Source organism: Streptomyces sp. CB02923, from assembly GCF_001905005.1.
Taxonomy (GTDB): Bacteria; Actinomycetota; Actinomycetes; order Streptomycetales; family Streptomycetaceae; genus Streptomyces.
Window position 1 is genome coordinate 775,511 of sequence record NZ_LWKZ01000012.1, and the last position, 21,034, is coordinate 796,544.

Here is a 21,034-nt window from a genome sequence, read left to right on the forward strand (position 1 = left end):
CACTAGCGTTCCGATCATGCGGGGGATGGCACGGCGCGGGATGCGCCTCACGGTCGGGTTGTTGGTCGGCGCGGGCACGGTAGCGGTCGAGGTGCCGTTCATCGTGCTCTCGGGGCTCGCGCTGCTCTGTGTTTTCGTGTGGCCGCGCGGGAGACGCAAGGTGCTGGAGCCGGTGATGGCCGTGGCACGGTGGCTCATCGAGTCCGCGCGCCGCCGCCTGCGGTACGGCGGGGCCGATTTCGCGTACAGATACGACAACGAGCGGGCGCTCAAATACCTCGCCGTCCGCTGGATCTTGGGCTCCCTGGGCGCTGTCGTGGTGTTCACCGCGCTCCTGGGAGCGACCGTCGTCCTGTGGGCGTCGACGGTATGGGCGTTCACCCGCGTCGAGCATCCGGTCGATGTCGCGGAGACCGGAGTGGGCGCCTTGTTCCTGTTCTTTCTCAGCCTGCAGTCGGTGTTCGGGGTGGCGGCGCTGGAAGCCCGGTTGGCACGCCACTTCCTCGGCCCCACGCACGAGAAGGAGCTGAAACGCCGGGTCGCGGAACTGGCCTCCAGCCGGGCCGGGGTCGTCGCCGCGGTCAACGACGAACGCCGTCGCATCGAGCGCGACCTGCACGACGGTGTCCAGCAGAGGCTGGTGGCCCTCGGGATGCTGCTCGGCCGCGCACTGCGCAGCAAGGACCAGGACCACGCGGTCGACCTGCTGCGGCAGGCCCATGCGGAAAGCCGCCAGGCACTGACCGAGCTGCGCGAAGTCGCCTGGCGCGTCTATCCGACGGTGCTGGACGAGGCGGGGCTGCGGGCCGCTCTGGAAACCGTCGCGGAGCGCTCCGCGGTCCCTGTCCGGCTCACCTACAACTTCCCCGGTGAGCCCGGGGCAGCCGTGGCGACCGTCGCCTATTTCGTCGTATCCGAGGCGGTGACCAACGCAGTCAAGCACTCCTGCGCGGTAGGGATAACCGTCACCGTCGACCGCGATGAGAACATCTTGTCCGTTCGGATCCAGGACGACGGCTGGGGTGGTGCGGACGCCTCGGGAAGCGGTCTGTTCGGGCTGGCCCGCAGGGTCGCCGCCATGGACGGCCGGTTGCGGGTGGACAGCCCGGTCGGCGGACCCACCACGATCACCGCGGAGCTGCCGTGCGCGTAGTACTTGCCGACGATTCGACCTTGCTGAGGGAGGGACTGGTGCGACTGCTGACGGAGGAGGACCACGAGGTGACGGCTGCCGTCGCAGACGCCGCCGAACTGATGACGGTGCTGGAGCGCGCGCCGGCGGAGCAGCGGCCCGACGTCGTGGTCGTGGACGTACGGATGCCGCCCACGCACACGGACGAAGGGCTGCGGGCGGCGGTGCAGATCCGTGAGCGCTGGCCGGATGTCGGTGTGCTCGTCCTGTCGCAGTACGTCGAGCGGCGGTACGCCACCGAGTTGCTGACCGAGGACAGCGAGGGGGTCGGCTACCTGCTCAAGGACAGAGTCGTACAGGTCGACGAGTTCCTGGACGCGCTGGAACGGGTCGGTTCCGGCAAGGCGGCCTTCGACTCGGAGGTCGTACGTGTCCTGTTCTCCCGGAGCAGCCGCACCGACCCGCTGAACTCGCTCACGGCACGTGAGCGTGAGGTCCTCGCCCACATGGCCGAAGGGCACACCAACGCCGCCATCGCCGGGAGGCTGCACATTTCCCAGAGCGCGGTGGAGAAGCACACCAACGCGATCTTCGACAAGCTCGGTCTGACCAACACTTCGGGCTACTCTCGCCGCGTTCTGGCCGTACTGCGTTATCTGGGGACCTGAGGAGAGCACCGGTGACCAAGAGCAAGACCACCGCGATCACGGAGGAGCTGTACGCCTACGTCCTCGCGCACAACCCGCCGCTGGACGCCGTGCAGCGCGAGCTGGTGGAAACCACCCGCCAGCGCTTCCCCGACGCGGCACGGATGCAGTCGGCCCAGGAGCAGGGGCCCCTGCTGGCTTTCCTGGTCCGCTTGTGCGGTGCGCGCCGGATCGTCGAGGTCGGCACGTTCACCGGCTTCTCGGCCCTGGCGATGGCACAGGCACTGCCCCCGGAGGACGGTGAGCTGATCGCCTGCGACGTCTCCGAGGAGTGGACCGCATATGGCCGTGAGGCGTGGAAGAAGGCCGGTGTCGCGGACCGGATCGACCTGCGGATCGCACCGGCGTTGGACACCCTGCGGGCGATGCCCGACGAGCCGCGCATCGACTTCGCCTATCTCGACGCGGACAAGGACAACTACATCCCGTACTGGAACGAGTTGGTACCGCGCCTGCGGCCCGGGGGATTGATCGTCGCGGACAACGTCCTCTTCGGCGGGGCCGTGTCCGACCCACAGGCAGAAGGCCCCGCCGCGGCGATCAGGGAGTTCAACGAGCACGTCATGGCGGACGAGCGGGTGGAGGCGGTGATGCTCACCGTGGCAGACGGACTGACAGTGGCACGCAGGCGGTGAAGTCCTGAAGCGGGAAGCCTGCCGGTACGGGAAGCCTGCCGGTACTAACCGCAGCAGCCGCCTCCGCAGCAGCCGCCGCCTCCTGCGCCGCCGCTGGGCGCCGGGGCCGCGGCGGTGCCGCCGACGGCGACCGTGGACAGCAGCTTGACCGTGTCTCCGTGCCCGTCCGGGCAGGTGGCCGGGGCGGAGGACTCGGCCATCGGGCGGTTCAGCTCGAAGGTCGAGCCGCAGGAACGGCAGCGGTATTCGTAACGAGGCATGGCGACAGATTAGCCCGCGAGCGGGAGAGAGGGGGTGGGACGTGGGAGGAGGACGGTCCGGGTCAGCGTACGACCGTGCCGGGAGGGGCACCGAGGAGGCTCAGTTCGGCACGGGTGGGCGCGCCTTCCCAGTCACCGGACGAGGCGACAGCGAAGGCACCGGTCGTCACGGCTCGTTCGAGACGCCCGGCGACGTCCTCGCCGTCCAGCAGAGCGGAGAGGTATCCGGCCACGAACGCATCCCCCGCGCCGACCGTGTCCACGGCCCGCACCGCTGCGCCCGGCTGGTGCAGCGAGCCGCCGCCGGTGTCGTGCGCGTCGCTCGCGCCCTCTGCCGGGTGGGTGCTGCTTGCCGGACCGGCCGAGCAGTTTGGGCGCGTGTAGGAGGTGGCGCCGTCCGGGCCGAGTTTGACGGTGACCTCCTTGACTCCGGCGGCCAGCAGTTCCCGGGCCTGGGCCGCGGTGTCGGTCGGGGAGTCCGGCGGGGAGTCCGGTGGGAGACAGAGGGGGAGCTCGTCGGCCGAGGCGATCAGGAGGTCTACGTACGGAACCCAGTCCCGCAACACCGCCGATGCCTGGTCGGCCGTCCACAACCGGGCGCGATGATTGACGTCGAGACACACCAGGGTGCCGTGGTCGCGGGCCAGCCGAAGGGCGTGTGCGGAGGCCGCACGGGCGGTGGGGCTCAGCGCCGGGGTGATGCCGGTCAGGTGCAGGATCCGGGGTACGGAGGCGGCGAAGGCGCGGTCGAGCACGTCCGGAGTCAGGCGAGAGCCGGCCGAGCCCGCCCGGTAGTAGTGCACCCGCGTCACGTCCGGCAGCCGCGGCTCGAAGAGGATCAGGCCGGTCGGGGCGCCGGGATCGGACCAGGCCCCGGAGACGTCCACGGCTTCCGCTCGCAGCGTACGGAGCACGAGCTCACCGGCCTCGTCGTCCCCGACCGCACCCACCCAGCGGACGGAGTGGCCGAGCCGGGCGAGGCCGATGGCGACGTTGCTCTCGGCGCCCGCGATGGAGACGTTCATCGTGCCGCCCAGCTTGAGCGGGCCGCTGCCGCGCAGCGCGACCATGGTCTCGCCGAAGGTGAGGACGGTGCCGGTGCCGGCGCTGGTGCCGCTGGCGGTGCCGCTGGCGGTGTCGCTGCCGTTCGGGCCGTGGTCGGTACCGGTGGGCACGTCCGTAGCCGATCGTCCCGCGTCCGTGCTCATCCTGCGCAGACCGCTAGGAAGTCGGTTGCGCGGGTGCGGAGCGCGGCCAGGTCACCGCCGTCCGCGGCGTTCCCGATCAAGGGCGAGCCGACTCCGACAGCCACCGCTCCGGCGGCCAGGTAGGCACGGGCCGCCGCCGCGTCCACCCCGCCGACCGGTACGAACGGCGCATCCGGGAAAGGCGCGCGGAGCGCCTTGAGGTAATCGGGGCCGCCGACCGAGGCCGGGAAGAGTTTCAGAGCTGTCGCTCCTGCGGCATCGGCGGCGATCACTTCGGAGGGGGTGAGTACTCCGGCGAGGACCGGAAGACCGAGGCGAACGGAGGTGTCCAGGCCCGCGCCCAGACCGGGTGTGACGGCGAGGTTCGCACCCGCCTCGGCGGCGTTCCGGGCGTCGTCGGCGGTCAGGACGGTTCCGGCGCCGAGCCAGGCGCCATCACCGAGTTCGGCGCGTGCCCGGCGGATGACGTGAAGCGCGTCCCGCCCGGTGAGGGAGACCTCGATCAGGGAGACGCCTGCCTCGGCCAGCGTCATGACCGTACGGAACGACGCGTCGGCGTCCGTGCCTCGGATGATGGCGATCAGGCGTGTGGCTCGTAGCGCCTTGGCGAAGTCCATGCGGTGGATCCGTGCCTCTCTGGTGTGTGCTTGCCGGTCCGGGGTGTGTGCTTGCCGGTCCGGGGCCTGGTCGGCGTTCACCACTCGGCGAACGAGCCGTCCGCGTGACGCCAGACCGGGTTGCGCCAGGCGTGCCCCTGCCGGTCGACGGCTCGTACGGCCGGCTCGTCGACCGTCACGCCCAGCCCCGGGCGGTCGGTGCGCAGGAAGGAGCCCTCGTGGAAGCGGAAGGGCTCCGGATCGGCCACGTAGTCGAGCAGTTCGGCGCCCTGGTTGTAGTGGATGCCGATGGATTGTTCCTGGATGAGGAAGTTGGGGGTGGTGAAGGCCACTTGGAGGCTGGCGGCGAGGGCGACCGGGCCGAGTGGGCAGTGCGGCGCGAGCTGAGCTCCGTACGTCTCCGCGAGAGCGGCGATCCGGCGCAGTTCGGAGATACCGCCCGCGTGGGAGATGTCCGGCTGGAGGATGGCGACGCCGGCTTGGAGAGGTGCCAGGAACTCCTGGCGGGTGAAGAGCCGTTCGCCCAGCGCGAGGGGGATGTTGGAGGCATTGACCAGGTCGGGGAGTGCGTGCGGGTAGTCGCAGAGGACGGGTTCCTCGACGAACATCGGCGCGTGCTCGGCCAGCAGGGGGAGGAGCCGCCGTGCGTTGGCGGGGGAGACGCGGCCGTGAAAGTCCAGGCCGAAGTCCCGGTCGTCGCCCAGCACCGCACGGGCGGTTTCGGCCCGGCGCAGGCAGTCGCGTACCTCCGCGCGGGTGGCGACCGGCGTCATGCGCCCGCAGCCGTTCATCTTGACGGCGGTGAAGCCCGCCTCGACCTGTGCGGTCAGCGCGTCGCGGATCTCGTCGGGTTCGTCGCCACCGACCCAGGCGTACGCGCGGACACGTTCGCGTACGGGGCCGCCGAGGAGCTGGTGGACGGGCACGCCGAGTTCTTTGCCCTTGATGTCCCACAGGGCCTGGTCCAGTCCGGCGACGGCGGAGGAGAGTACCGGGCCGCCGCGGTAGAAGCCGCCCTTCGTCATGACCTGCCAGTGGTCCTCGATGCGAGACGGGTCCTGGCCGATGAGGTATTCGGACAGGACCTCGACGGCGGCGCGTACCGGCTCGGCACGGCCCTCGACCACCGGCTCGCCCCAGCCGACGAGGCCCTCGTCGGTCTCCACGCGGACGAACATCCAGCGTGGCGGGGCCAGGAACGTTTCGACACGGCTGATCTTCACAGGCCGCCGCCCTTCCTCCGATGGTGGCTGATCAGAGGCTGGCATGTGGGGCGGGGGTTATCAATCGGGGGTTGCTGGGGGGCTTGTTGTGGCAGTCGGTGTCACATGGCGTGTCTGCGGTGTTTGCGGGGTCGGTGGCGGCCGCTCGTAGCGGCCTCGTATCGCGGTGTCGCATGAGCGCCGGTCCGGGGTGGCAGGGGCCGCCGGGCCGGTCGTTGCGCCACCTCAGGGTGCCGGGCACGCCAGTACGGGTTGTCGTGCGGCAGGCCACCGGAGACCCGCCCGTACATGCCGAAGACCAGCAGCATCAGGCCTACGAGGAAGCTGAACAGGACGTTCTGGATGCGGAAGGCCAGGTAGTTGAAGCCGGTTTCCAGGATGGCGAGGTTGATGAAGCCGCTCAGCAGGAACGCCACTCCGAGAACGATGTTGAGCGTCGAGGCGAAGTTTCCGCCGATCACCATGCCGCCGAAGAGAACCAGGCCCACGATGATCGACAACACGCTCAGTGCGCCGTTGGTGTTCAGGCCGGCGACCGTGTCACCGCCCGTGTCGAAGAACCCGATCTTGTCGATCAGGCCGAGGATGCCGAAGGCGATGAGGACCAGCCCCATCAGTCCGGCGCCGAAGCGGTAGACCGTGCTCAGCCGGTGATCGACGGGCAGGTGCTCGTCGAGCCGGGTGTGCCGCACCTTGCCGCGCAGCGTCCGGGTAGGACCGTGCAGAGCCTGGCCAGCTTCCATGTCCGGCCTCCTTAGCGCAGATGAACCGCCTGGGCCGTGCTTGCCTCCAGCATCCGCCTGTAGGTGGAGTAACGCCATAGTGGCAGGTCAGGGGGCTGGATGGGGGGGGGACTGGGGACTGGGGACCACCGGGACTGGCGGCTGGGGAGGGGCGTGGGGCGGCGCCAGGGGTGAGGGGGGGGCGGGCTGGAGCCGTAGCCGGATCAGGAGCCGGGGAGTCGATTCTCCGGCCAGTGGGGCAGGGGGCTCGGGGGCCGACTCTCCGGCCGGGCTGGCGGGAGGCACGATGCTCCGGCTGCCGGGCGTCGGGAGTTGCCACAGGTCGTCCGAAGGCCTCTGGCCAGCCGGAGACCTCAGACCATGACCATCCGAAGGTGCCTTGGGTCGTCGAGGTGTCTCAAGTTGCCCGGAGGTGCCTTGGGTCGTCGAGGCGCCTCAGGCTGCACCGAGGCGCCTCAGGTTGCCCCGAGGTGTCTCAGGCCGCCCCGCCGCCCCGTTCATCGCGGATTTCCTGGACGACCCGGGCCGCGGTCTGCCGTACCGCCTCCGTCTCGGTCAGGAAGTGCCACCAGTCCGGATGCCGCCCCTCCAGGCCGGCGATGGCGCGCTCCAGACGCGCCACCGCGTCGTCCAGAGGGCGCGCGTGCCGCGGGTCGGGTGTGCTGCGTCCCGCCATCGCCAGTCGCTGCGCGTCCCGCACGGCGAAGCGCGTGCGCTCGACGTCCTTCTCACGGTCGAAGGACACCTCGTCGAGCCGCCGCAGCCGGTCGCCGGCTGCCGAAACCGCTTCGTCGGTCGTGTTCAGCAAGGCCCGTACGGTCGCCAGCAGGCTCGTGGCGTCGGCCCAACGCTGCTCGTCCCGTGCCCGCTGGGCCTCCCGCACCTTGGTCTCGGCCTGCGCGACGGCGTCCGCGGCCTGGTCCGGCACGTGCTGGAGGTCCTGCCAGCAGGCCGCGCTGTACCGCCGCCGCAGTTCGCTCAGTACGGGATCGACCTTGGCCGCCCGCGTCGTGATGGCCTGGGCCCGGGTGCGCAGCGACACCAGCCGCTTGTCGATGTCCGCGGCCTTCTCGGGCAGCCGCTCCGCCTCGGTCCGTACGGATTCGGCCTGGCGCAGTACGTCGTCGGCGCGCCGGATCGTCTCCTGCACGCCGTGCTGCCCGGCGCCCTGGTTCAGTTTGGTCAGCTCGGGTGACAAGGCGGCCAGCCGGGCGGCCAGATCGTCGGCCTTGAAGTCTTTCGCGCGGACGGCGTCCAGCGCGTTGCTCGCGGCCAGCAGGGCCTGCCGGGCCCGTTCCACCGCGGGCGCGAGCCGCGCCAGCTGCGTTTCCGCGGTCTGCAGCAGCGGACCGAGCCCCTGCGCGAAGCGGTCGAGGTCCGCTTTGACCCGCTCCAGCTCCTCCTTGGCCCGGGTCAGGTCGGCGCGCGCCCGTGCGGCCGCACCGGCGTCGAGGTCGTCGCGGTCGAGGTCATGGGCGTCGACGGCGCTGATGTAGCCCTGGCTGACCTCGTCGATCCGGTGCCCGAAGTTCTCGTAGTCGTCGGCGGCCCGCCTGGCCGCCGGTGATCTGTCGACCGCGGTGATCGTCTCTATGGAGATCCGAAGATCACGCTGCGCCGTGTCCAGCTCGTAGAACGCCGCCGCCGCGGCATCCTTCGCGGCCTGCGCGTCCGCACGCTGGCTCTCCCCGCGCCCGAACCAGCGCCGCGTACCGCCACCCGCGAACGCGGCCGGCGCCGCGGCCGCCAGCAAAGGCAGCGGGAGCAGGAGCAGGGTCACCGTGTCCCGGAAGGCGCCCCCTCGCGGGCGACGGCGGCCTGCACGGCGTGCTCGCTGCTCGTGCGGCTGCGTGTGTATCGCCGTCACATCCCTCTCCCGATCGCATCGCCCCAGGCCCGGCTGCCATTCTCCCACCCAGTGGGAACGAACACAGCGGCCGGTTGGTTCGCGATCTCGGGGGTCGGTTCCCCGGCCCCCGCGCGGGGGCCCGTGCCCTGGATTACGGCGCAGCCCTGGAAGCAAGGTAGTCTGTCGGCTCAGCCAGGGCGCATAGCTCAGCGGTAGAGCGCTGCTCTTACAAAGCAGATGTCACAGGTTCAAATCCTGTTGTGCCCACCAGCGCTAGTCCGCAGGTGAGCGGCTAGATCGAGGCCCCCAACCAATCACGGTTGGGGGCCTTCTCGATCTTGGAAGTCCACGAAGAGTCCACATCCCCATGAGCCTCTTCCTTGGCAGGGGGTGGCTCGGGCGGAAGATCCGCGTACAGTGCGACGTACGAGAGGGGCGGGCGTGCCTCCCCACACCGCGCCTGACACGCACCTCTCACCACCTGTGGTGCTCTGGCGGGGAGGCCGGACCCACAGGCGCGGCCCCGCCGAACCTATCGGCGGGGCCGTCTGCGTCCCAACGTAGACCGGCCCGCCCCTGAGCGGGACGGGCCGGGACGCACTCGACTACATCGGTGCGTCTTCCGGTGCGATCTGACGGACACGCATACGCCAGCCGCACCGTTTCGTGAACCGCGGCGTGCGCCTGCGGTCGGAATATGTGTACCGGGAATACTTCAAACGGCAACCATCTTTTGCGTGGCGGGCCGGCCGCGAGCACTCACGACCGGCCCGCCCCTTCCGCGCCGCCGGTCCGTGGCCAGCGACGCAAGCCGGTCCCCGGCGCTGTCGACCGTCGAGGACCGATCCGCCCTGCCACCCGGGACCAGGGAGCGCAGCAGAGCGGACGGAGATGGGAGGCTGCCCGGCCTACGGTGCGGGCAGCCTCCCTGCGCCGTGTGCGTGCACGGCGCGGCGGACGGGCTGGCTACCCAGGCCAGCAGGCCCGCCCCTCCCGCGCCGCGGTCATGGTGGTGCGAGCGGCACGAGGGCTGAGAGGTGACGCGATCAGCGTTCGAGGCTGATACCGATGGCGAGGGCGACCATCACCCCAGCCAGCACGATGACGTACACCACCACGAGCCGACGATCAGGCATCGCCGCGGCCGACGAGCACGGCGTGAGACCTCTCGTCGGACTCGTCGAACGTCGTCGCGCAGTATCCGCCGGCCAGTGCAACGCGCGTCTGAAGGGCACTGCGCAGGCCACCGTCATGCGCTAGACGGCTCCAGTTGTGCACAAGGCAGATCACCGGCCGGAACGGGGCCTCCCTGCGCATGATCTCCAAAAGGGCGCCAAAGCGGGGTCGCGCCTCTTCCAAGGCATCGTCGCCAAGATCGATCCACTGGTCAGCTACCACCCAGCCGTGTCGATCGGCATAGTTGCGGCAGCCAGTCAACCGCATGTCGAGGTGCTGAGTGCTCTGGATCACGTTGCGGTCGTAGATGAACGCGAGGGGCGGCGGGGTGGTCATCAGAATGCCTCCGCAGAGAGAGAGCTGGTCGGGCCGAACACGGCGCCCAACGCGACGGGGTCAGTGAGCTTGCCGGTACCATCCGGTGCCTCCAACCACCCGCGGCCGTACACGCTGTGCCCCACCTCGGGACAGAGCAGCGGCCACCGGACCGGGCGGACGGTGAGCGCGGGCAGGTCGTCGAGGTGGTCCTCGGCGCTCAGGGAGGTGAGCCACCACGCGCGCCGACTCTCAGCGGAGACGAGGACGGGGCCCAGTACGCCGGCGCGGCTGAGCGGGCGCATGGCGTCGACAGACCGTAGGAGATCGGCCTCGACGACGCGCCATATGTCGGACCGCAATGGAGCCAACGCGTCGGCCGCCCACGCTCTGCGTACGGCCGCAGGCTGGTCGCTGCACTGCGCGAGCCAGGCCGCGCCGGCCTCGGCCGCGGTCGGCTTGGTCGTCATGTGAGGACCGTAGGCACCCCGCGGGCCGCTGACCCGAACTGTGAGTTCGGGCGTACTACGGGCTCGGCTGCTACAGCACGCCAAGTCGGTGGGCCAGGCTTTCGGCTTGGCGCGCGTGCATGGCCCGCGCTCGGCGGATCAAGCTCAGTACCAGAGCGCGAGCCATGGGCGTGCGCGCCAGGTCTTCTGGGGCCAGCGACTCAAGTTGCAGCAGGTGCAGCAGGGTCGCGGCGTCCTCCCGCCGCAGGTCGTAGCAGCGCGCCACCTCCAGCGTGAAGGTGAACTCCCGCTCGATCGACTGCACTCGGGCCGTATCCACCTTGTCCGCCAGGTGCAGCGCCTCGCTCACCTCGCCAGCCTCCATCTCAACGGACACACGGTGAAGGTCGACGTTCGTCGGACCGAACACGGTCCACAAGAAGTTTCCCTCGCCGACGTTGGCAGCGGCGGGCGCTGCCCTCTTACGGAGGCGGTCGCGCGCCGCGGTCCAGTCCCGGCGCCTGGAGGCAGCGACGACCGTCACCAGATGCAGAGCCCCTGTCATCGCCTCGCGCTCCACACTGGCCGGAACCTCGGCGTGCAGGGTCTCGATGCCGTGCATGGCGACGTGCTCGGCCCCATCCGTCTCATCCGTGGCCAGCAGGACATGCCCGAGATTCCACTGCGCCGCAGCCACACGCAGCGGGTCGTCCGCGTCCTCCGCTGCCCGCACCGCTCGGTCCGCGACCATGAGCGACAGGTCCAGCCGACCGGTCCGTCGCAGGTAGGACCGGAGGAGGAAGTACAGATCGGCCGCCGCTCGAAGCACCTGACGGCGCGTCTGAGCATCCGGGCCCGAGCGATGCGCGCGTACCGAATGCTCGACTTCAGCGATCAGCACGGGTAAGGCTTGAGCGGCATCGGTGAATCGCGTGGGAGAGGTCTGCCAGCTGCGCCATGCGGCCTCGATCCGCTCGCGTAGATCGCGCGGGCTGGATGGGGGCGTGCTCAGTGCCGGGCCGTAGCCCATGAGGGCCCGCACCACACTGGTCTCCGCCGTAGGCGGCGGAGCCGGGGCCGTGACAGCTTCGTCTGAAAGCAGGGCGGCGATGGGCACTCCAAGCTCCCGGGCAATGGCGTAGAGAATCTGAAGGGACGGTACTTTGAGGCCGCGTTCGATCTGAGAGAGGTAGTCGGGCGTGATGCCGACGAGGCCGGCGACTACGTCTTGCTGACGGCTCTTGCGATAGTGGCGAATCCTGTCCCCGATGGGCAGGTCTGGAGCGACCATGCTCCGCTCCCTCCGTCCACGATGGTTCAGTTGCAGAGTAGGAGCCTGAGCGCTGGCGGCGTAGGGCATTCACTAACGTGTGAAGCAGACGGCGGACTGAGGAGTGCACAGATGGCACAGCTCGTGCTCTGGGACATCGACCACACTCTCGTGGACACACGCGGCGTCGGGCGCGCCCTGTTCGCAGCGGCGTTCCGCCAGGTGACCGGCCTGGAGATGAAGGACCAGGCGAAGATCGACGGCCTGACGGAGCCGGTCATCTTCCGTGAGACAGCCAAGCTGCACGGGCTCACCACCACGCGGGAGGACTTCGAAGCGTTTGCGCAGGCGCTCGGCGAGGGACACGTCCGGCGCGCGGCCGACCTCCGGGAGCGTGGCCACGCGCTGGATGGCGCCGCCTCGGCCCTCGATGCGCTGGCGGATCGGGGGCTCCTTCAGACTGTGGTGACCGGCAACATTCGCGTGGCCGCGGAGGTCAAGGTGGCCACCTTCGGCCTGGACCACCACCTCGATCTGTCGGTCGGCGCGTACGGCGAAGATGCCGAGGAGCGTGCTGAGCTGGTGACGATCGCTCTGAAGCGCGTAGATCACCAGGCGGTCGAAGCTGTGCTCGTCGGCGATACGCCCGCAGACATAGAGGCGGGCCTCACGGCTGGTGTACGGGCCGTAGGTGTGGCGACCGGCCGTAGCAATGCGGACGAGCTGCGCGCGGCAGGGGCGGACGTGGTCCTATCTGATCTGTCCGACACGCGCGAAGTGCTGCGGACGCTCGCTGACGTGTGACCTGCTCAGTCCTGTGCCCCGCCTGCACCCGAGCAGACGGGGCACAGGGGGCTACCGGCCGGCCGCGGTCCAGATCGTCACAGCCGCTCCGACCACCGACACCAGCACAGCCAGCGACGGCAGCGGCCACCGATTCCGCTCCAGCGCATCGAGCCGGGACTCGTGATCGGCGATAGCGCGGTCGGTCTGGTCAGATCGCTGCACCAGCAGAGCGAGGCTCCCGTCGACACGGGCGAACCCTACGTCGACAGAACTACGCAGGCGCTCCAGTTCGACCGCTACTGCGGCCGGGTCCGACGGCGACGGATGCGTCGTCATCAGCACCTCCTACGGGATCAGTCTCGGACGGTCGACCGCGACCTCGGTGATGCCCGGCCCGACCGTGGCCCCGCCGCTGGTCGCGACGGCAGTGAGCAAGGCCAGGACCGCGGCGAGCCCGGCGGCCGACAGGGCGCCGAGCCACGGGGCATCGATGACGCCCGTCGCGCCGGCGCCGAGGATGGCGAGCAGGGACTGAGCGAAGGTGCGGACGATGCGCTCGAAAGTGGCCTTCCAGAATGCTGCGGTGGTCATGAGGTCCCCTTCAGGAGTCGGCGTTGAGCCGGTCGGTGATGGTCTTGAGCGCGGCCTCGATGTGGTCGAGGCGGGCGAGGGCGGAGTCGAGGCGGCCGAGCAGCGTCACCTGCCGGTGATCGGCGTACCGCAGATACGTTCCTGCCTGCCTCGTGTTGTCCTGCGTCTTGTCGATGGGGTTGATCAGGGGGTACGCCCAAATCTTTCGTACGTCGGCGTCGCTCAGCGCCATGTCGTCCTCCGGGGTCGGGCCGCCCTTGGCGGCGGCGAGAATGGCGGACATCGGGAACTGGCCCGGATCGCCGTGGGATTGCTCGGGCACGTGCTGATGGCCGCAGTGCCCGCGATAGTTCGTCCACGCCGCGTTGCTCATGCGGACGCTGGACGCGCCGTAGCTGGATGGGTAGGCCCGCCATTGCACACCGCAGGTCAAGGGCACGCTGTGGTGGTCGCGGGCCCACCGCGCGAAGTCGCCGAGGTCTCTGATCACCCAGCTCGGCAGCTCGGGGGTGTAGAGGTGCGGCGTGGAGCCCCACCGCCGGTGGGTGTCCGGGTCGCAGGTGGCGACCAACTCGACTTGGCCCACGTTCAACGTGTTGGTCTCTACTCCGCCGGCCCTGTTTTCGAGCGCGCGGGCGGAGGTGTCGAAGTCGAAGTGCTGGTACCAGCGCAGCTTGCGCGCGGCGAAGTCCGGGACCGCGGTGAAGGTCGGCGCCGACCGACCGCCGTCGTACGACGGCAGCGTACGGCCTTCCGTCGTGTGCCACACGAGCGTGTTGGTCTCCATCGCGTCGCCGCCGTACCGGCCCTGGTACCAGTACGCGGTCGACGCTCCGGGGTACTTCTGCGGGCCTGATCTGGTCATGGTCTTCCTCTCAGAGTTGGCGCGCGAAACGGGGCGCGCTGCCGATGGCTCCGCCACCGCCGTACCGGCCGCCGGTCGTGGCGCCGCTGGTGCGCCGGGTCTGGATCTGGATCTTCAGGTCAGGAGCACCGCGGTACGGGCCGAGGTCGATGGACACCGTCGGCAGGGCGTACGTCGCGGACGCAGGAACAGCCCCGGAGCCGACGACGGCCGCGCCGTCGTTCACCACGACCTGCCACGCACCGCCCGTGTACACGCTGCCGACGAGGTCACCGATGAACACCAGGCCCAAGGAGACGACGGCGGCGCGAGGGGTGATGATCGTCTCCCACGTGGTGGCGAAAGCCGCCGTGTCCTCCCAGAACAGCCCATGGGCGGAGGTCGGGAAGAAGGGCACTTCGCTGGTCGTGCGACCGACGCGCTCCAGCAGCGCGAGACGATCCTCCAGAATCGCCAATCGCTCCATCGGATCACGCTGCTTCGCGTACTGCGGCATCACACCGCCCCACACTTCAGCGTGATCCGCTCGGCCCCCGCACCGGGCGTCGCCTCGATGGACAGGATGCGCAGCTCCGCCGACCGGCCGGCCGGGGTCTGCTCGTCCGGCGCGATCACGAAGCGCGCCACGTCGCCCACGCTGTACGAGCCGTACGCCGGGTCGGCGTCCGCCATCACCTCGAAGCTCGGCTGCACGTCGGCCTGCGTCCGCGCCGCGAGATCGGCCCGCGCCGTTGCGTCCAACCGGGCCTGCTCGACCACGTCCGAGTACGTCGTCACGGCCTCGATCAGCGGATACCCGGCGGCGATCAGGTCGGCGGCCTGCTGGACCGACACGAGCTTTGCCTCGCCGTTCCCGGCACCGAGCGCGCTCACTTCAGTGGACAGTTCGGTCCCGTTCTCCGGCCACGTGTACGACAAGATCGACGGCTCCGGCCCGCCGCTGGAGAAGTAGAGCCCGGACTCGGCCGCCGACTGCCGGCCACGCCGCGGGTACCAGACCTTCATTTCGCGCACTCGACGCGGAGGCTCGTTGTTGCCGGGCTGCGTCCAGCGCACATCAATCCCGAAGTCGAAGCCATTATCGGCTTTCGCCAACGCGACGATGCAGTCGTAGATGGCGGGCCGCTCGTACCCGAAATACGTGACCGTCGGGAACACACCCGTATTCGGATCGGGCACCATGCTGAGAATGTCGATCCCTACGTTCCCGCCTACCTGTGTCTCGGCATACCGCAGCAGGGACCAGACAATGAACCGCTGATCGGGATACAACTTCTGTCCGTCGGGCACATACCGCGCGTCGAGCAGCACCGACGGGTCAGTCGAAAGCGTCTTCTTGACGAAGCGCCGCTGGTAGTACGACAGGAATTCAGCGGCTTGAATTTGCTTTCCGCCCTCGGCGCGATCGCGTGCCCAGATGATGCCGCCCCACATGATGACGCCATCCCGGTCGACATACACCGCCGTACGCCCGGGGCGCGTGGCGGTGTCCGGGTCGAGCGGAAAAGTGTCGGCGGTGTAGGGCACGACCGCCGACAGAGCGCCGATGCCGTTCAGCTCCGTACTGTGCTTCACGCCCCGGAGCGGCAGCTCGGCGAGCACCGTGTCCGTGCGCAGGTCGCAGAACAGGTAGGTGTATGTGTGCGTTTCCACCGCACCGGGACTTAGCCATTCGGTTAGGATCTCGGCCATCAGTCGGCCCACCATGTCGTAGAGGGAAAGCCGATCCACGAGGAACTGATAGCCCCTCCAATGCGGAAATCGCCATTCCCCAAGACCTCACATCGCAGCAGACCAGAAGGGGTAGTGCCTCCCGCGCCACAGATAGCTGTCACATCTTGGTAGGACGTAACTGACTGGCGAGGTCGGTAGTCGGAAGGAATCCATCCTGCGAACGTCGCCAGATCGGGAATGGTGCCCGCGGTACGAGTCATACGCCCCCGCAAGAACACCTGATCGCGGACCTTCCTAATCTGCACAGCGTAGGCATTGGTGGAGAATGACGTGTAGCCGGTCGGAAATGGAAGCGTCAGCCACCCTGAATCCCGGTGCAGGATGGCGACAGTCCCGTCCGATCGGCCGTACTGAAAAGCGTCAGTATCCGTGTGGTACATGACCTGACCCGGGTGCGGCCGGGGGAGGGTGCTACTCGACGAGACCGGAAGAATTCCGCCTACCGACACCGAGTAATTTCGGATGTCTGAGATGGACGCCGCCGTCACGGTCGTTTGCCCCGGCCCGACCGAGACCACGCCCAGAATCAGCGCCGATGCAGGAGTCGACGGAATCTGCGCTGCGCCAGCCGACGCCGCGTATGCGCCCTGGATCACCTCCAGCCGCCATTCGCTTACGCTGCCGCTCGTCTCGGCGTCATACACCGACGCGACGACGGCGTCCTTGCGGTACTGGCCAGCACCCCCCGCAGGCGCGATGGCTAGCGGTTCGTCTGCGTCGTTGACGCAGCAGTACGCGCCGAATCCACTCAAATCGTGATTGTCGATCCAGCAGTATCCGGCGCTCACGATGACGGACATGGTGGGCGTCGGCGTCGGCCGCACCTTGAGCTGGTAATTCTGATACGACGGCTTGACACCCTGCCGAATACGCAGAGGCGCCGCCTCGTCAGCCGCGAAAGCGGGATAGCACAGCATCGCCGAAATGGCGCCCAGCCTGTCATTCCGCGCCGGATACGACCCGGCCTGTGCCCACGAGGGCGGATTCACTTCGGCCATCACAGGCCCCCTTTCCTACAGACTCGTGTCGCGCCAGGTGACGGTGAGAAGAGCGGACTGGCCGGACGCACCAGGCAGCGCCGCCCCGCGGAATGCGATCTCGGTCGGGCCCGGCGCCAGCACCGGCCACCGAGAGCCGCCTTGCACCCAGTCGCGGCGTGGTGCGCTGCCCATCAGCAGGACGGCGCGAGCGCGGGTGTCAATGACCAGGTACTCGCCCTGGCGGAGGACGGCCGCCGCGGTGAAGGTGAGAGTTCCGGTGGTGTGCTCGATGACCGGGGCGGCGACGGGCCCGTCGATCCGCAGGACCGGGTATGCCTCGGCCGAGCCGCCGTTGTAGGCGGTGATCCGCCCGGCCGACCCTGCATCGCCGTACGACCGCGGGAAGGTGAGCGGGTAGGTGCGGCCAGCCGCCGGACTGTACGCCGTCGTGCTGGCGGTGTGCTCGGCGAGGGAGTACAGCCGCGGGTCGGGGCAGTACCACTCGATGGCGGCTTCGCCGACGCGCCACAGGTAATGGGCGTCGTACGGGATGCTGCGCTTCCTGACCTTGCCGTACGCGAGGAGGTCCCAGTCCAGCAGCTGGAGCGGCGCCGGCGTCTGGCCGGGCTGCGTCGCCGCGCGCAGTGCCATCTTCAGCGCGCGAAGGTGCGTCGGGTCGTCACCGCGGATGGCTAGCCCGAGTTGGATCACGCGGGCCCCGGTGTAGTCCGGTCCGGAGTATGTGCCGTGCTGGTTCGGCCGGTCACTGTCGTCGCCGCGTACGTCCGGCAGGTCGTCGATGCCGAGCAGGGCCTCGACGCCGTACGGCGTGCCGGGGCCGAACAGCATGTCGCCCCACTGGATACGGCCGATCGCCTCGGACGAGGGCACAGTCACCGCCTCCCTACGAGGCCAGCCCACGACAGGGCGCGCAGGATGCCGTCCGGGGTGGCGTCGGTCTGGTGCAGGTTGAAGACGTTGGTCGTCGGCCCGGCGGTCGGCACCGCAGCGGCCAGCGCTCCCGGTGCCGGGACGGCCGTCGCGGCACGAGCGGCGCCGGTCGCGGCACCGGCCATCGCGGCAGACGCGGCGGCCACGGCGCCTGTCGTGGCGAGCATGCCGCGGCGCAGACCCTCGCCGGTCTGCCGCCCGATCTCTGTGAAGACCTTCGAGGGGGACCGGATGCCGAGGGCCTTTTTGATGGCGCCCTGCATCCCCTTGGCGATGCGAATCATCTGCGCCTCAATGGCCTTCTGCGAGACCTTGATGCCGTTGACGAGGCCCTGAGCGGCGCGGATGCCGGAGCCGTACATTTGGTCAGCGATCGTGTTGCCGACCTTGGTCGCCGATCCGGCAAGCTGCTTCTGAAGGTCGTTGATCCGCGCGAGTTCCTTCGGCGTCGCCCGGTTGAGGGCGTCGGCCGTGGCCGAGCCACCCTCGACACCCGCATCGGAGAGCTGCTTCAGCAGGTCTGCGCGGACGCCCTTCTTCTTCAGCGCGGCGAGGGTGTCGGCAAAGCGCTTCGTCTTGGCGAGCGACTGCTGAAGGCCGACGGTGATCGCGGCGACGCTGTTCGTCTGCTCGTGGCCCTGGACGATGTTCGCCTCGCCGAGCACCCGATCCGTGGCTTCCTTCGCGGTCTTGTTCCGCTCGGCTACGAGATCGTTCAGCTTCTTCGTTGCATCGGCCAGGCGCTTCGCTGCGGCGTCGCGCCGCACAGCGAGGCTGACCAACGCCTGATTGTCCTTCTTGACCCGCCCGAGCAGAGAGGTGAGGCCGCCCCGCTTGCGTCTGTTGCCCGCGTTGATGGTGATCGCGCGCTCGATCAGCGTGGTGACCTGAGACAGCTTGCTCTTCAGGGAGGAGGTCGACGCGGTGATGCCGTCGATCAGGCCCCTGATCAGCGTCTTACCGGCCGGGGTGAGCAGGCTCGCGTCCTTGCGCTTCGGGCCCTTCCAATCAGGGATCATCGCTGTCAGGCGGCCAAGCACGGACTGGACGCCGCCGATTGCCGACTCGATACCGCGGATGAGACCCCGGACAAGGGAGGCGCCAGCGCCCCGCAGGACGCCGCCGAGGTCACCGAGCGCGGAGATCGCGCGGCCGGGTACGCTCCGCAGCCACGCTAGGGCGGAGCTGACACCGGACTCGACAGCCGACCGGAAGCTACGGGCGGCCTCGACTGCCTTCCGCGCCAGGAAGCCGGGGAGCGAGGAGATCGCCGACAGTGCTTTGCCGGGTAGTCCGGCGAGCCAGGAGGTGATGCCGCGGACCAAATCTGGGATGACGCTGTGCCCGACGAGGTGGTCGTACAGCCACTCGAACGGGACGCTGATCGCTTTGACGAGCGCCCGGACGGCGGCGATGCCGGGGCCGAAAGCGCTCCCCAGCCCGTTGATGAAGCCGACGAGGCCCTGGATGGCGGGGACCGCGTACTGCCCGATGGCGACCGCCGCCATCTGAATCAGGACGGTGGCGATGCGCAGCAGCGGTTGCACCAGCGGCAGGATTGCGGGGAGCAGCCCGGCGATGAGCTGCGTCCCGAGCTGCATGATCGCGGGGAGCAGCGGCGCGACGGCTACGAGCACCTGCCCGATGGCCTGCCCCATGGCACCCATGGCCTGCGCGATCTGCGGCGCGAGGGGGGCGAGGCTCTTGAGGATGACGACGAGCTGATCAGCGACCCCTGAGATCAACTGGCCGATGACCTGTGCCAGGCCAGAGAGGACCGGCGACAGGTACGCGGCGATGCCCGTCGCGATCTGCGAGATGATCGGCGCGAGCGCGGCGAAGATCTTGCCGAGGGCACCGAACACGGGGCCGAGCGCGGGCAAGATCGCGGCGACGATCTGACCCACGGCCGTGATCAGCGGGGCGCAGGCCACGACGAGTTGGCCGACGGCGCCCGCCGCCTGCACCAAGACGGGGCCGAGCGCGCGGATCACGGGCTGAAGCGCAGTACCGAGCGCCCGGATCAAGGTCTGTGCGGGCGGGCCCAGCTTGGCGAGCACCTGCCCGACCACGCCGAGCGCCTGCGCGAGCAAAGGTCCAGCGGTACGGGCGAGCTGCGCCATGGTGCTGAAGAGGGCACGCAAGCCACCCTGAACCTCCGGGCTGGCGAACGCCGTCTTCATGCTGCCGGTGATCGTCTGGAGCATCCCGACGAACCCGCCGCCGCTGACCTGCGCGGCCTGGAAGACGCTCGCGAAGATCGACGCGATGTTGCCCGCCACCTGGATCAACTGCTTGACCAGGCTGATCGCCTGCTCGATGGCCTGCCGCATCGCGCCGCTCTTGAACGCGGCGTCCATCTTCTGCGAGAGGGAACCGAGACCGGACGATGCAGCGTCACCGAGCCGCTTGAAGGCGGGCGCCGCCGCGGCACCGACCTGCACCAGCCCTTGCACCAGCACCGACGGCAGCTTCGAGAAGCCGCTCAGCCCTTGCGTGGCGCCCTTGAGCGCGGCGCCGAGCGTGCCGGACTGGCCGAGGTGCCGAGCGGTCGTCAGGACCCCGCTGGCCATCTGGTTGAGAGTCGTGGCCGACGAGGTGAGAGCCTGCCGGAACACCGGCAGCGTCGCCGACGCGGTGCTCTTGAGCTGCGTGTCCAGTCCGGCGAAGACGCGATCCTGAACGGCGCGCTTGATCTTGTCCAGCTCGGGCGACATCGAGCGCAGTTGCTCGACGAAGCTGCGGGCGTTGGGGCTGAGCTTCTTCAGCGCCTCGGCGTACGCCTCCGGCTTCGACGGATCGAACGCCGCGCTAATCGCGTCGCCTACCCCCGAGAATGCGATCTTGATGGTGCCCGCCAAGGTCACCAGCGCAAGCAGGCCCGTCGCCCCGACACCTGCGGCTGGCGCGATGCTGGCCACCGTCGTGGCCAGACCGCCGGCGAGCGGCACAGCAGCACCGATCGCCGCAGCGACCTTGAGGAACGGGGCGGCGACCCCGGCGATGCTGCCGCCCATCTCACCGAGCCGGGATAGGGCGCCACGCAGGCGACCCACACCCGCCTCGGAGTCGCGCGTGTTGACGTGGGCGTCGATCTCGATGTCGGTGTCGTCGACCGCTCGCGCGGCCTCGCGGACCTCGGCGAGATCGGCGAGAGCACCGCCGACGGCGCCTCGTACGACCACGCTCGGGTGCTGATGCGCAAGGCGGTCGAGGTGCGGCTCCAGGCGCTCCATCTGACGGAGCGCGTCCTCGATGGAGATGTCGACGCCGATGCGCTGGTCGGCAAGCCGCTGAAGGTCGCGGCGCACGCGGTCGAGGTCCCGGTCCAGCTCGCTGGAGTCCGCGTCGAGTTCGACCTCGGGCAGGTAGGCGAGTTGGTCCCGGAGCGTGTCTCGAAGCGAGGACCCCAGTGCCGCGCCGACGGACGATCCCTGCCGAGCGGCGTCCGCGATGACGCCGGACGTCCCTTGCAGGTTGACCTGCAAGTGCGAGACGAGGTTGGGGAGATTGATTTCCTCAGCCGACATCGCGGGCCCTCCT

At 69.4% G+C, this 21,034-nt stretch carries 21 protein-coding genes and 1 tRNA gene; 5 read left to right on the forward strand and 17 right to left on the reverse strand.

Going from position 1 to position 21,034, the window contains the following annotated elements:
- The first annotated feature begins 16 nt into the window (after positions 1-16).
- Genes A6A06_RS14915 through A6A06_RS14925 form a run of 3 tightly spaced genes read left to right on the forward strand, consistent with a single transcriptional unit; the run spans position 17 to position 2,474 of the window.
- Positions 17-1,153 carry a sensor histidine kinase gene (locus tag A6A06_RS14915; protein ID WP_242440736.1) on the forward strand — a complete coding sequence of 379 codons (1,137 nt, stop codon included), beginning with the start codon at positions 17-19 and terminating at the stop codon, positions 1,151-1,153.
- A complete protein-coding gene (locus A6A06_RS14920; RefSeq protein ID WP_073761673.1) occupies positions 1,144-1,800 on the forward strand; it encodes a response regulator transcription factor in 657 nt (218 codons plus the stop codon). Before A6A06_RS14915 ends, A6A06_RS14920 begins: the two co-directional genes overlap by 10 nt.
- An 11-nt stretch (positions 1,801-1,811) precedes the next feature.
- Complete coding sequence (locus A6A06_RS14925; RefSeq protein ID WP_073761674.1) at positions 1,812-2,474, forward strand: O-methyltransferase; 663 nt, start codon at positions 1,812-1,814, stop codon at positions 2,472-2,474.
- A 44-nt stretch (positions 2,475-2,518) separates the two neighbouring features.
- Here A6A06_RS14925 and A6A06_RS14930 read toward each other — a convergent pair whose 3' ends face one another.
- The 6 genes from A6A06_RS14930 to A6A06_RS14955 all read right to left on the reverse strand — a co-directional run bounded on the left by A6A06_RS14930 (position 2,519) and on the right by A6A06_RS14955 (position 8,392).
- On the reverse strand, positions 2,519-2,734 hold the full coding sequence (locus A6A06_RS14930) for an FmdB family zinc ribbon protein (protein ID WP_073761675.1): 216 nt from the start codon (positions 2,732-2,734) through the stop codon (positions 2,519-2,521).
- A gap of 62 nt (positions 2,735-2,796) precedes the next feature.
- Positions 2,797-3,804 carry a sugar kinase gene (locus A6A06_RS14935; RefSeq protein WP_073762165.1) on the reverse strand — a complete coding sequence of 336 codons (1,008 nt, stop codon included), beginning with the start codon at positions 3,802-3,804 and terminating at the stop codon, positions 2,797-2,799.
- Between the two features lie 134 nt (positions 3,805-3,938).
- Positions 3,939-4,559, reverse strand: a complete 621-nt coding sequence (locus tag A6A06_RS14940) for a bifunctional 4-hydroxy-2-oxoglutarate aldolase/2-dehydro-3-deoxy-phosphogluconate aldolase (RefSeq protein WP_073761676.1) — start codon at positions 4,557-4,559, stop codon at positions 3,939-3,941.
- A 77-nt stretch (positions 4,560-4,636) separates the two neighbouring features.
- A complete protein-coding gene (gene dgoD / locus A6A06_RS14945) occupies positions 4,637-5,782 on the reverse strand; it encodes a galactonate dehydratase (RefSeq protein WP_073761677.1) in 1,146 nt (381 codons plus the stop codon).
- Positions 5,783-5,883: 101 nt separating this feature from the next.
- Entirely contained in the window at positions 5,884-6,525 is a 642-nt protein-coding gene (locus tag A6A06_RS14950) for a DUF4383 domain-containing protein (protein WP_073761678.1), read from the reverse strand.
- A 475-nt stretch (positions 6,526-7,000) separates the two neighbouring features.
- Positions 7,001-8,392 (reverse strand): hypothetical protein, encoded by a 1,392-nt coding sequence (locus A6A06_RS14955; RefSeq protein ID WP_079194017.1) that lies wholly within the window; start codon positions 8,390-8,392, stop codon positions 7,001-7,003.
- A gap of 177 nt (positions 8,393-8,569) precedes the next feature.
- Here A6A06_RS14955 and A6A06_RS14960 point away from each other — a divergent pair.
- A tRNA-Val gene (locus tag A6A06_RS14960) sits at positions 8,570-8,644 on the forward strand.
- Positions 8,645-9,502: 858 nt separating this feature from the next.
- Here A6A06_RS14960 and A6A06_RS14965 read toward each other — a convergent pair.
- The 3 genes from A6A06_RS14965 to A6A06_RS14975 form a co-directional block, all read right to left on the reverse strand.
- Complete coding sequence (locus tag A6A06_RS14965; protein ID WP_073761679.1) at positions 9,503-9,886, reverse strand: recombinase family protein; 384 nt, start codon at positions 9,884-9,886, stop codon at positions 9,503-9,505.
- A complete protein-coding gene (locus tag A6A06_RS14970) occupies positions 9,886-10,335 on the reverse strand; it encodes a hypothetical protein (RefSeq protein WP_073761680.1) in 450 nt (149 codons plus the stop codon). Before A6A06_RS14970 ends, A6A06_RS14965 begins: the two co-directional genes overlap by 1 nt.
- A gap of 70 nt (positions 10,336-10,405) precedes the next feature.
- Positions 10,406-11,605, reverse strand: a complete 1,200-nt coding sequence (locus A6A06_RS14975) for a helix-turn-helix domain-containing protein (protein WP_073761681.1) — start codon at positions 11,603-11,605, stop codon at positions 10,406-10,408.
- A gap of 111 nt (positions 11,606-11,716) precedes the next feature.
- Here A6A06_RS14975 and A6A06_RS14980 point away from each other — a divergent pair, with 111 nt between their 5' ends.
- A complete protein-coding gene (locus A6A06_RS14980; protein WP_073761682.1) occupies positions 11,717-12,388 on the forward strand; it encodes an HAD family hydrolase in 672 nt (223 codons plus the stop codon).
- A gap of 51 nt (positions 12,389-12,439) precedes the next feature.
- On the opposite strand, the gene A6A06_RS14985 is transcribed toward A6A06_RS14980, so the two are convergent.
- From A6A06_RS14985 to A6A06_RS15015, 8 genes are read right to left on the reverse strand one after another with little or no spacing between them, the layout of a single operon-like run.
- On the reverse strand, positions 12,440-12,706 hold the full coding sequence (locus A6A06_RS14985) for a hypothetical protein (protein WP_073761683.1): 267 nt from the start codon (positions 12,704-12,706) through the stop codon (positions 12,440-12,442).
- A gap of 9 nt (positions 12,707-12,715) precedes the next feature.
- The gene (locus A6A06_RS14990; RefSeq protein WP_073761684.1) at positions 12,716-12,961 is read right to left on the reverse strand and encodes a holin; all 246 of its coding nucleotides are present in this window, start codon (positions 12,959-12,961) and stop codon (positions 12,716-12,718) included.
- 10 nt (positions 12,962-12,971) lie between these two features.
- Positions 12,972-13,826 carry a hypothetical protein gene (locus A6A06_RS14995; RefSeq protein WP_073761685.1) on the reverse strand — a complete coding sequence of 285 codons (855 nt, stop codon included), beginning with the start codon at positions 13,824-13,826 and terminating at the stop codon, positions 12,972-12,974.
- Positions 13,827-13,836: 10 nt separating this feature from the next.
- A complete protein-coding gene (locus A6A06_RS15000; RefSeq protein WP_199930875.1) occupies positions 13,837-14,292 on the reverse strand; it encodes a hypothetical protein in 456 nt (151 codons plus the stop codon).
- A gap of 29 nt (positions 14,293-14,321) precedes the next feature.
- On the reverse strand, positions 14,322-15,557 hold the full coding sequence (locus tag A6A06_RS15005) for a hypothetical protein (protein ID WP_199930876.1): 1,236 nt from the start codon (positions 15,555-15,557) through the stop codon (positions 14,322-14,324).
- Positions 15,518-16,558 (reverse strand): hypothetical protein, encoded by a 1,041-nt coding sequence (locus A6A06_RS41680; protein ID WP_199930877.1) that lies wholly within the window; start codon positions 16,556-16,558, stop codon positions 15,518-15,520. Before A6A06_RS41680 ends, A6A06_RS15005 begins: the two co-directional genes overlap by 40 nt.
- Before the next feature lie 15 nt (positions 16,559-16,573).
- Positions 16,574-17,437 (reverse strand): phage distal tail protein, encoded by an 864-nt coding sequence (locus A6A06_RS15010; protein WP_199930878.1) that lies wholly within the window; start codon positions 17,435-17,437, stop codon positions 16,574-16,576.
- Positions 17,434-21,021 (reverse strand): phage tail protein, encoded by a 3,588-nt coding sequence (locus tag A6A06_RS15015; protein WP_073761687.1) that lies wholly within the window; start codon positions 21,019-21,021, stop codon positions 17,434-17,436. The genes A6A06_RS15010 and A6A06_RS15015 overlap by 4 nt, the downstream gene beginning before the upstream one ends.
- Positions 21,022-21,034: the final 13 nt, after the last annotated feature.

What these genes read in the sequence shown, in the direction of transcription:
- A6A06_RS14990 (WP_073761684.1), bottom strand. Translation starts at nt 12,961, where the DNA reads ATGACCACCGCAGCATTCTGGAAGGCCACTTTCGAGCGCATCGTCCGC.
- A6A06_RS14935 (WP_073762165.1), bottom strand. Translation starts at nt 3,804, where the DNA reads ATGGTCGCGCTGCGCGGCAGCGGCCCGCTCAAGCTGGGCGGCACGATG.
- A6A06_RS14970 (WP_073761680.1), bottom strand. Translation starts at nt 10,335, where the DNA reads ATGACGACCAAGCCGACCGCGGCCGAGGCCGGCGCGGCCTGGCTCGCG.
- A6A06_RS14965 (WP_073761679.1), bottom strand. Translation starts at nt 9,886, where the DNA reads ATGACCACCCCGCCGCCCCTCGCGTTCATCTACGACCGCAACGTGATC.
- A6A06_RS14995 (WP_073761685.1), bottom strand. Translation starts at nt 13,826, where the DNA reads ATGACCAGATCAGGCCCGCAGAAGTACCCCGGAGCGTCGACCGCGTAC.
- A6A06_RS14975 (WP_073761681.1), bottom strand. Translation starts at nt 11,605, where the DNA reads ATGGTCGCTCCAGACCTGCCCATCGGGGACAGGATTCGCCACTATCGC.
- A6A06_RS14985 (WP_073761683.1), bottom strand. Translation starts at nt 12,706, where the DNA reads ATGACGACGCATCCGTCGCCGTCGGACCCGGCCGCAGTAGCGGTCGAA.
- A6A06_RS14930 (WP_073761675.1), bottom strand. Translation starts at nt 2,734, where the DNA reads ATGCCTCGTTACGAATACCGCTGCCGTTCCTGCGGCTCGACCTTCGAG.
- A6A06_RS15000 (WP_199930875.1), bottom strand. Translation starts at nt 14,292, where the DNA reads ATGGAGCGATTGGCGATTCTGGAGGATCGTCTCGCGCTGCTGGAGCGC.
- A6A06_RS14950 (WP_073761678.1), bottom strand. Translation starts at nt 6,525, where the DNA reads ATGGAAGCTGGCCAGGCTCTGCACGGTCCTACCCGGACGCTGCGCGGC.
- A6A06_RS14940 (WP_073761676.1), bottom strand. Translation starts at nt 4,559, where the DNA reads ATGGACTTCGCCAAGGCGCTACGAGCCACACGCCTGATCGCCATCATC.
- A6A06_RS14915 (WP_242440736.1), top strand. Translation starts at nt 17, where the DNA reads ATGCGGGGGATGGCACGGCGCGGGATGCGCCTCACGGTCGGGTTGTTG.
- A6A06_RS15015 (WP_073761687.1), bottom strand. Translation starts at nt 21,021, where the DNA reads ATGTCGGCTGAGGAAATCAATCTCCCCAACCTCGTCTCGCACTTGCAG.
- A6A06_RS41680 (WP_199930877.1), bottom strand. Translation starts at nt 16,558, where the DNA reads ATGGCCGAAGTGAATCCGCCCTCGTGGGCACAGGCCGGGTCGTATCCG.
- A6A06_RS14980 (WP_073761682.1), top strand. Translation starts at nt 11,717, where the DNA reads ATGGCACAGCTCGTGCTCTGGGACATCGACCACACTCTCGTGGACACA.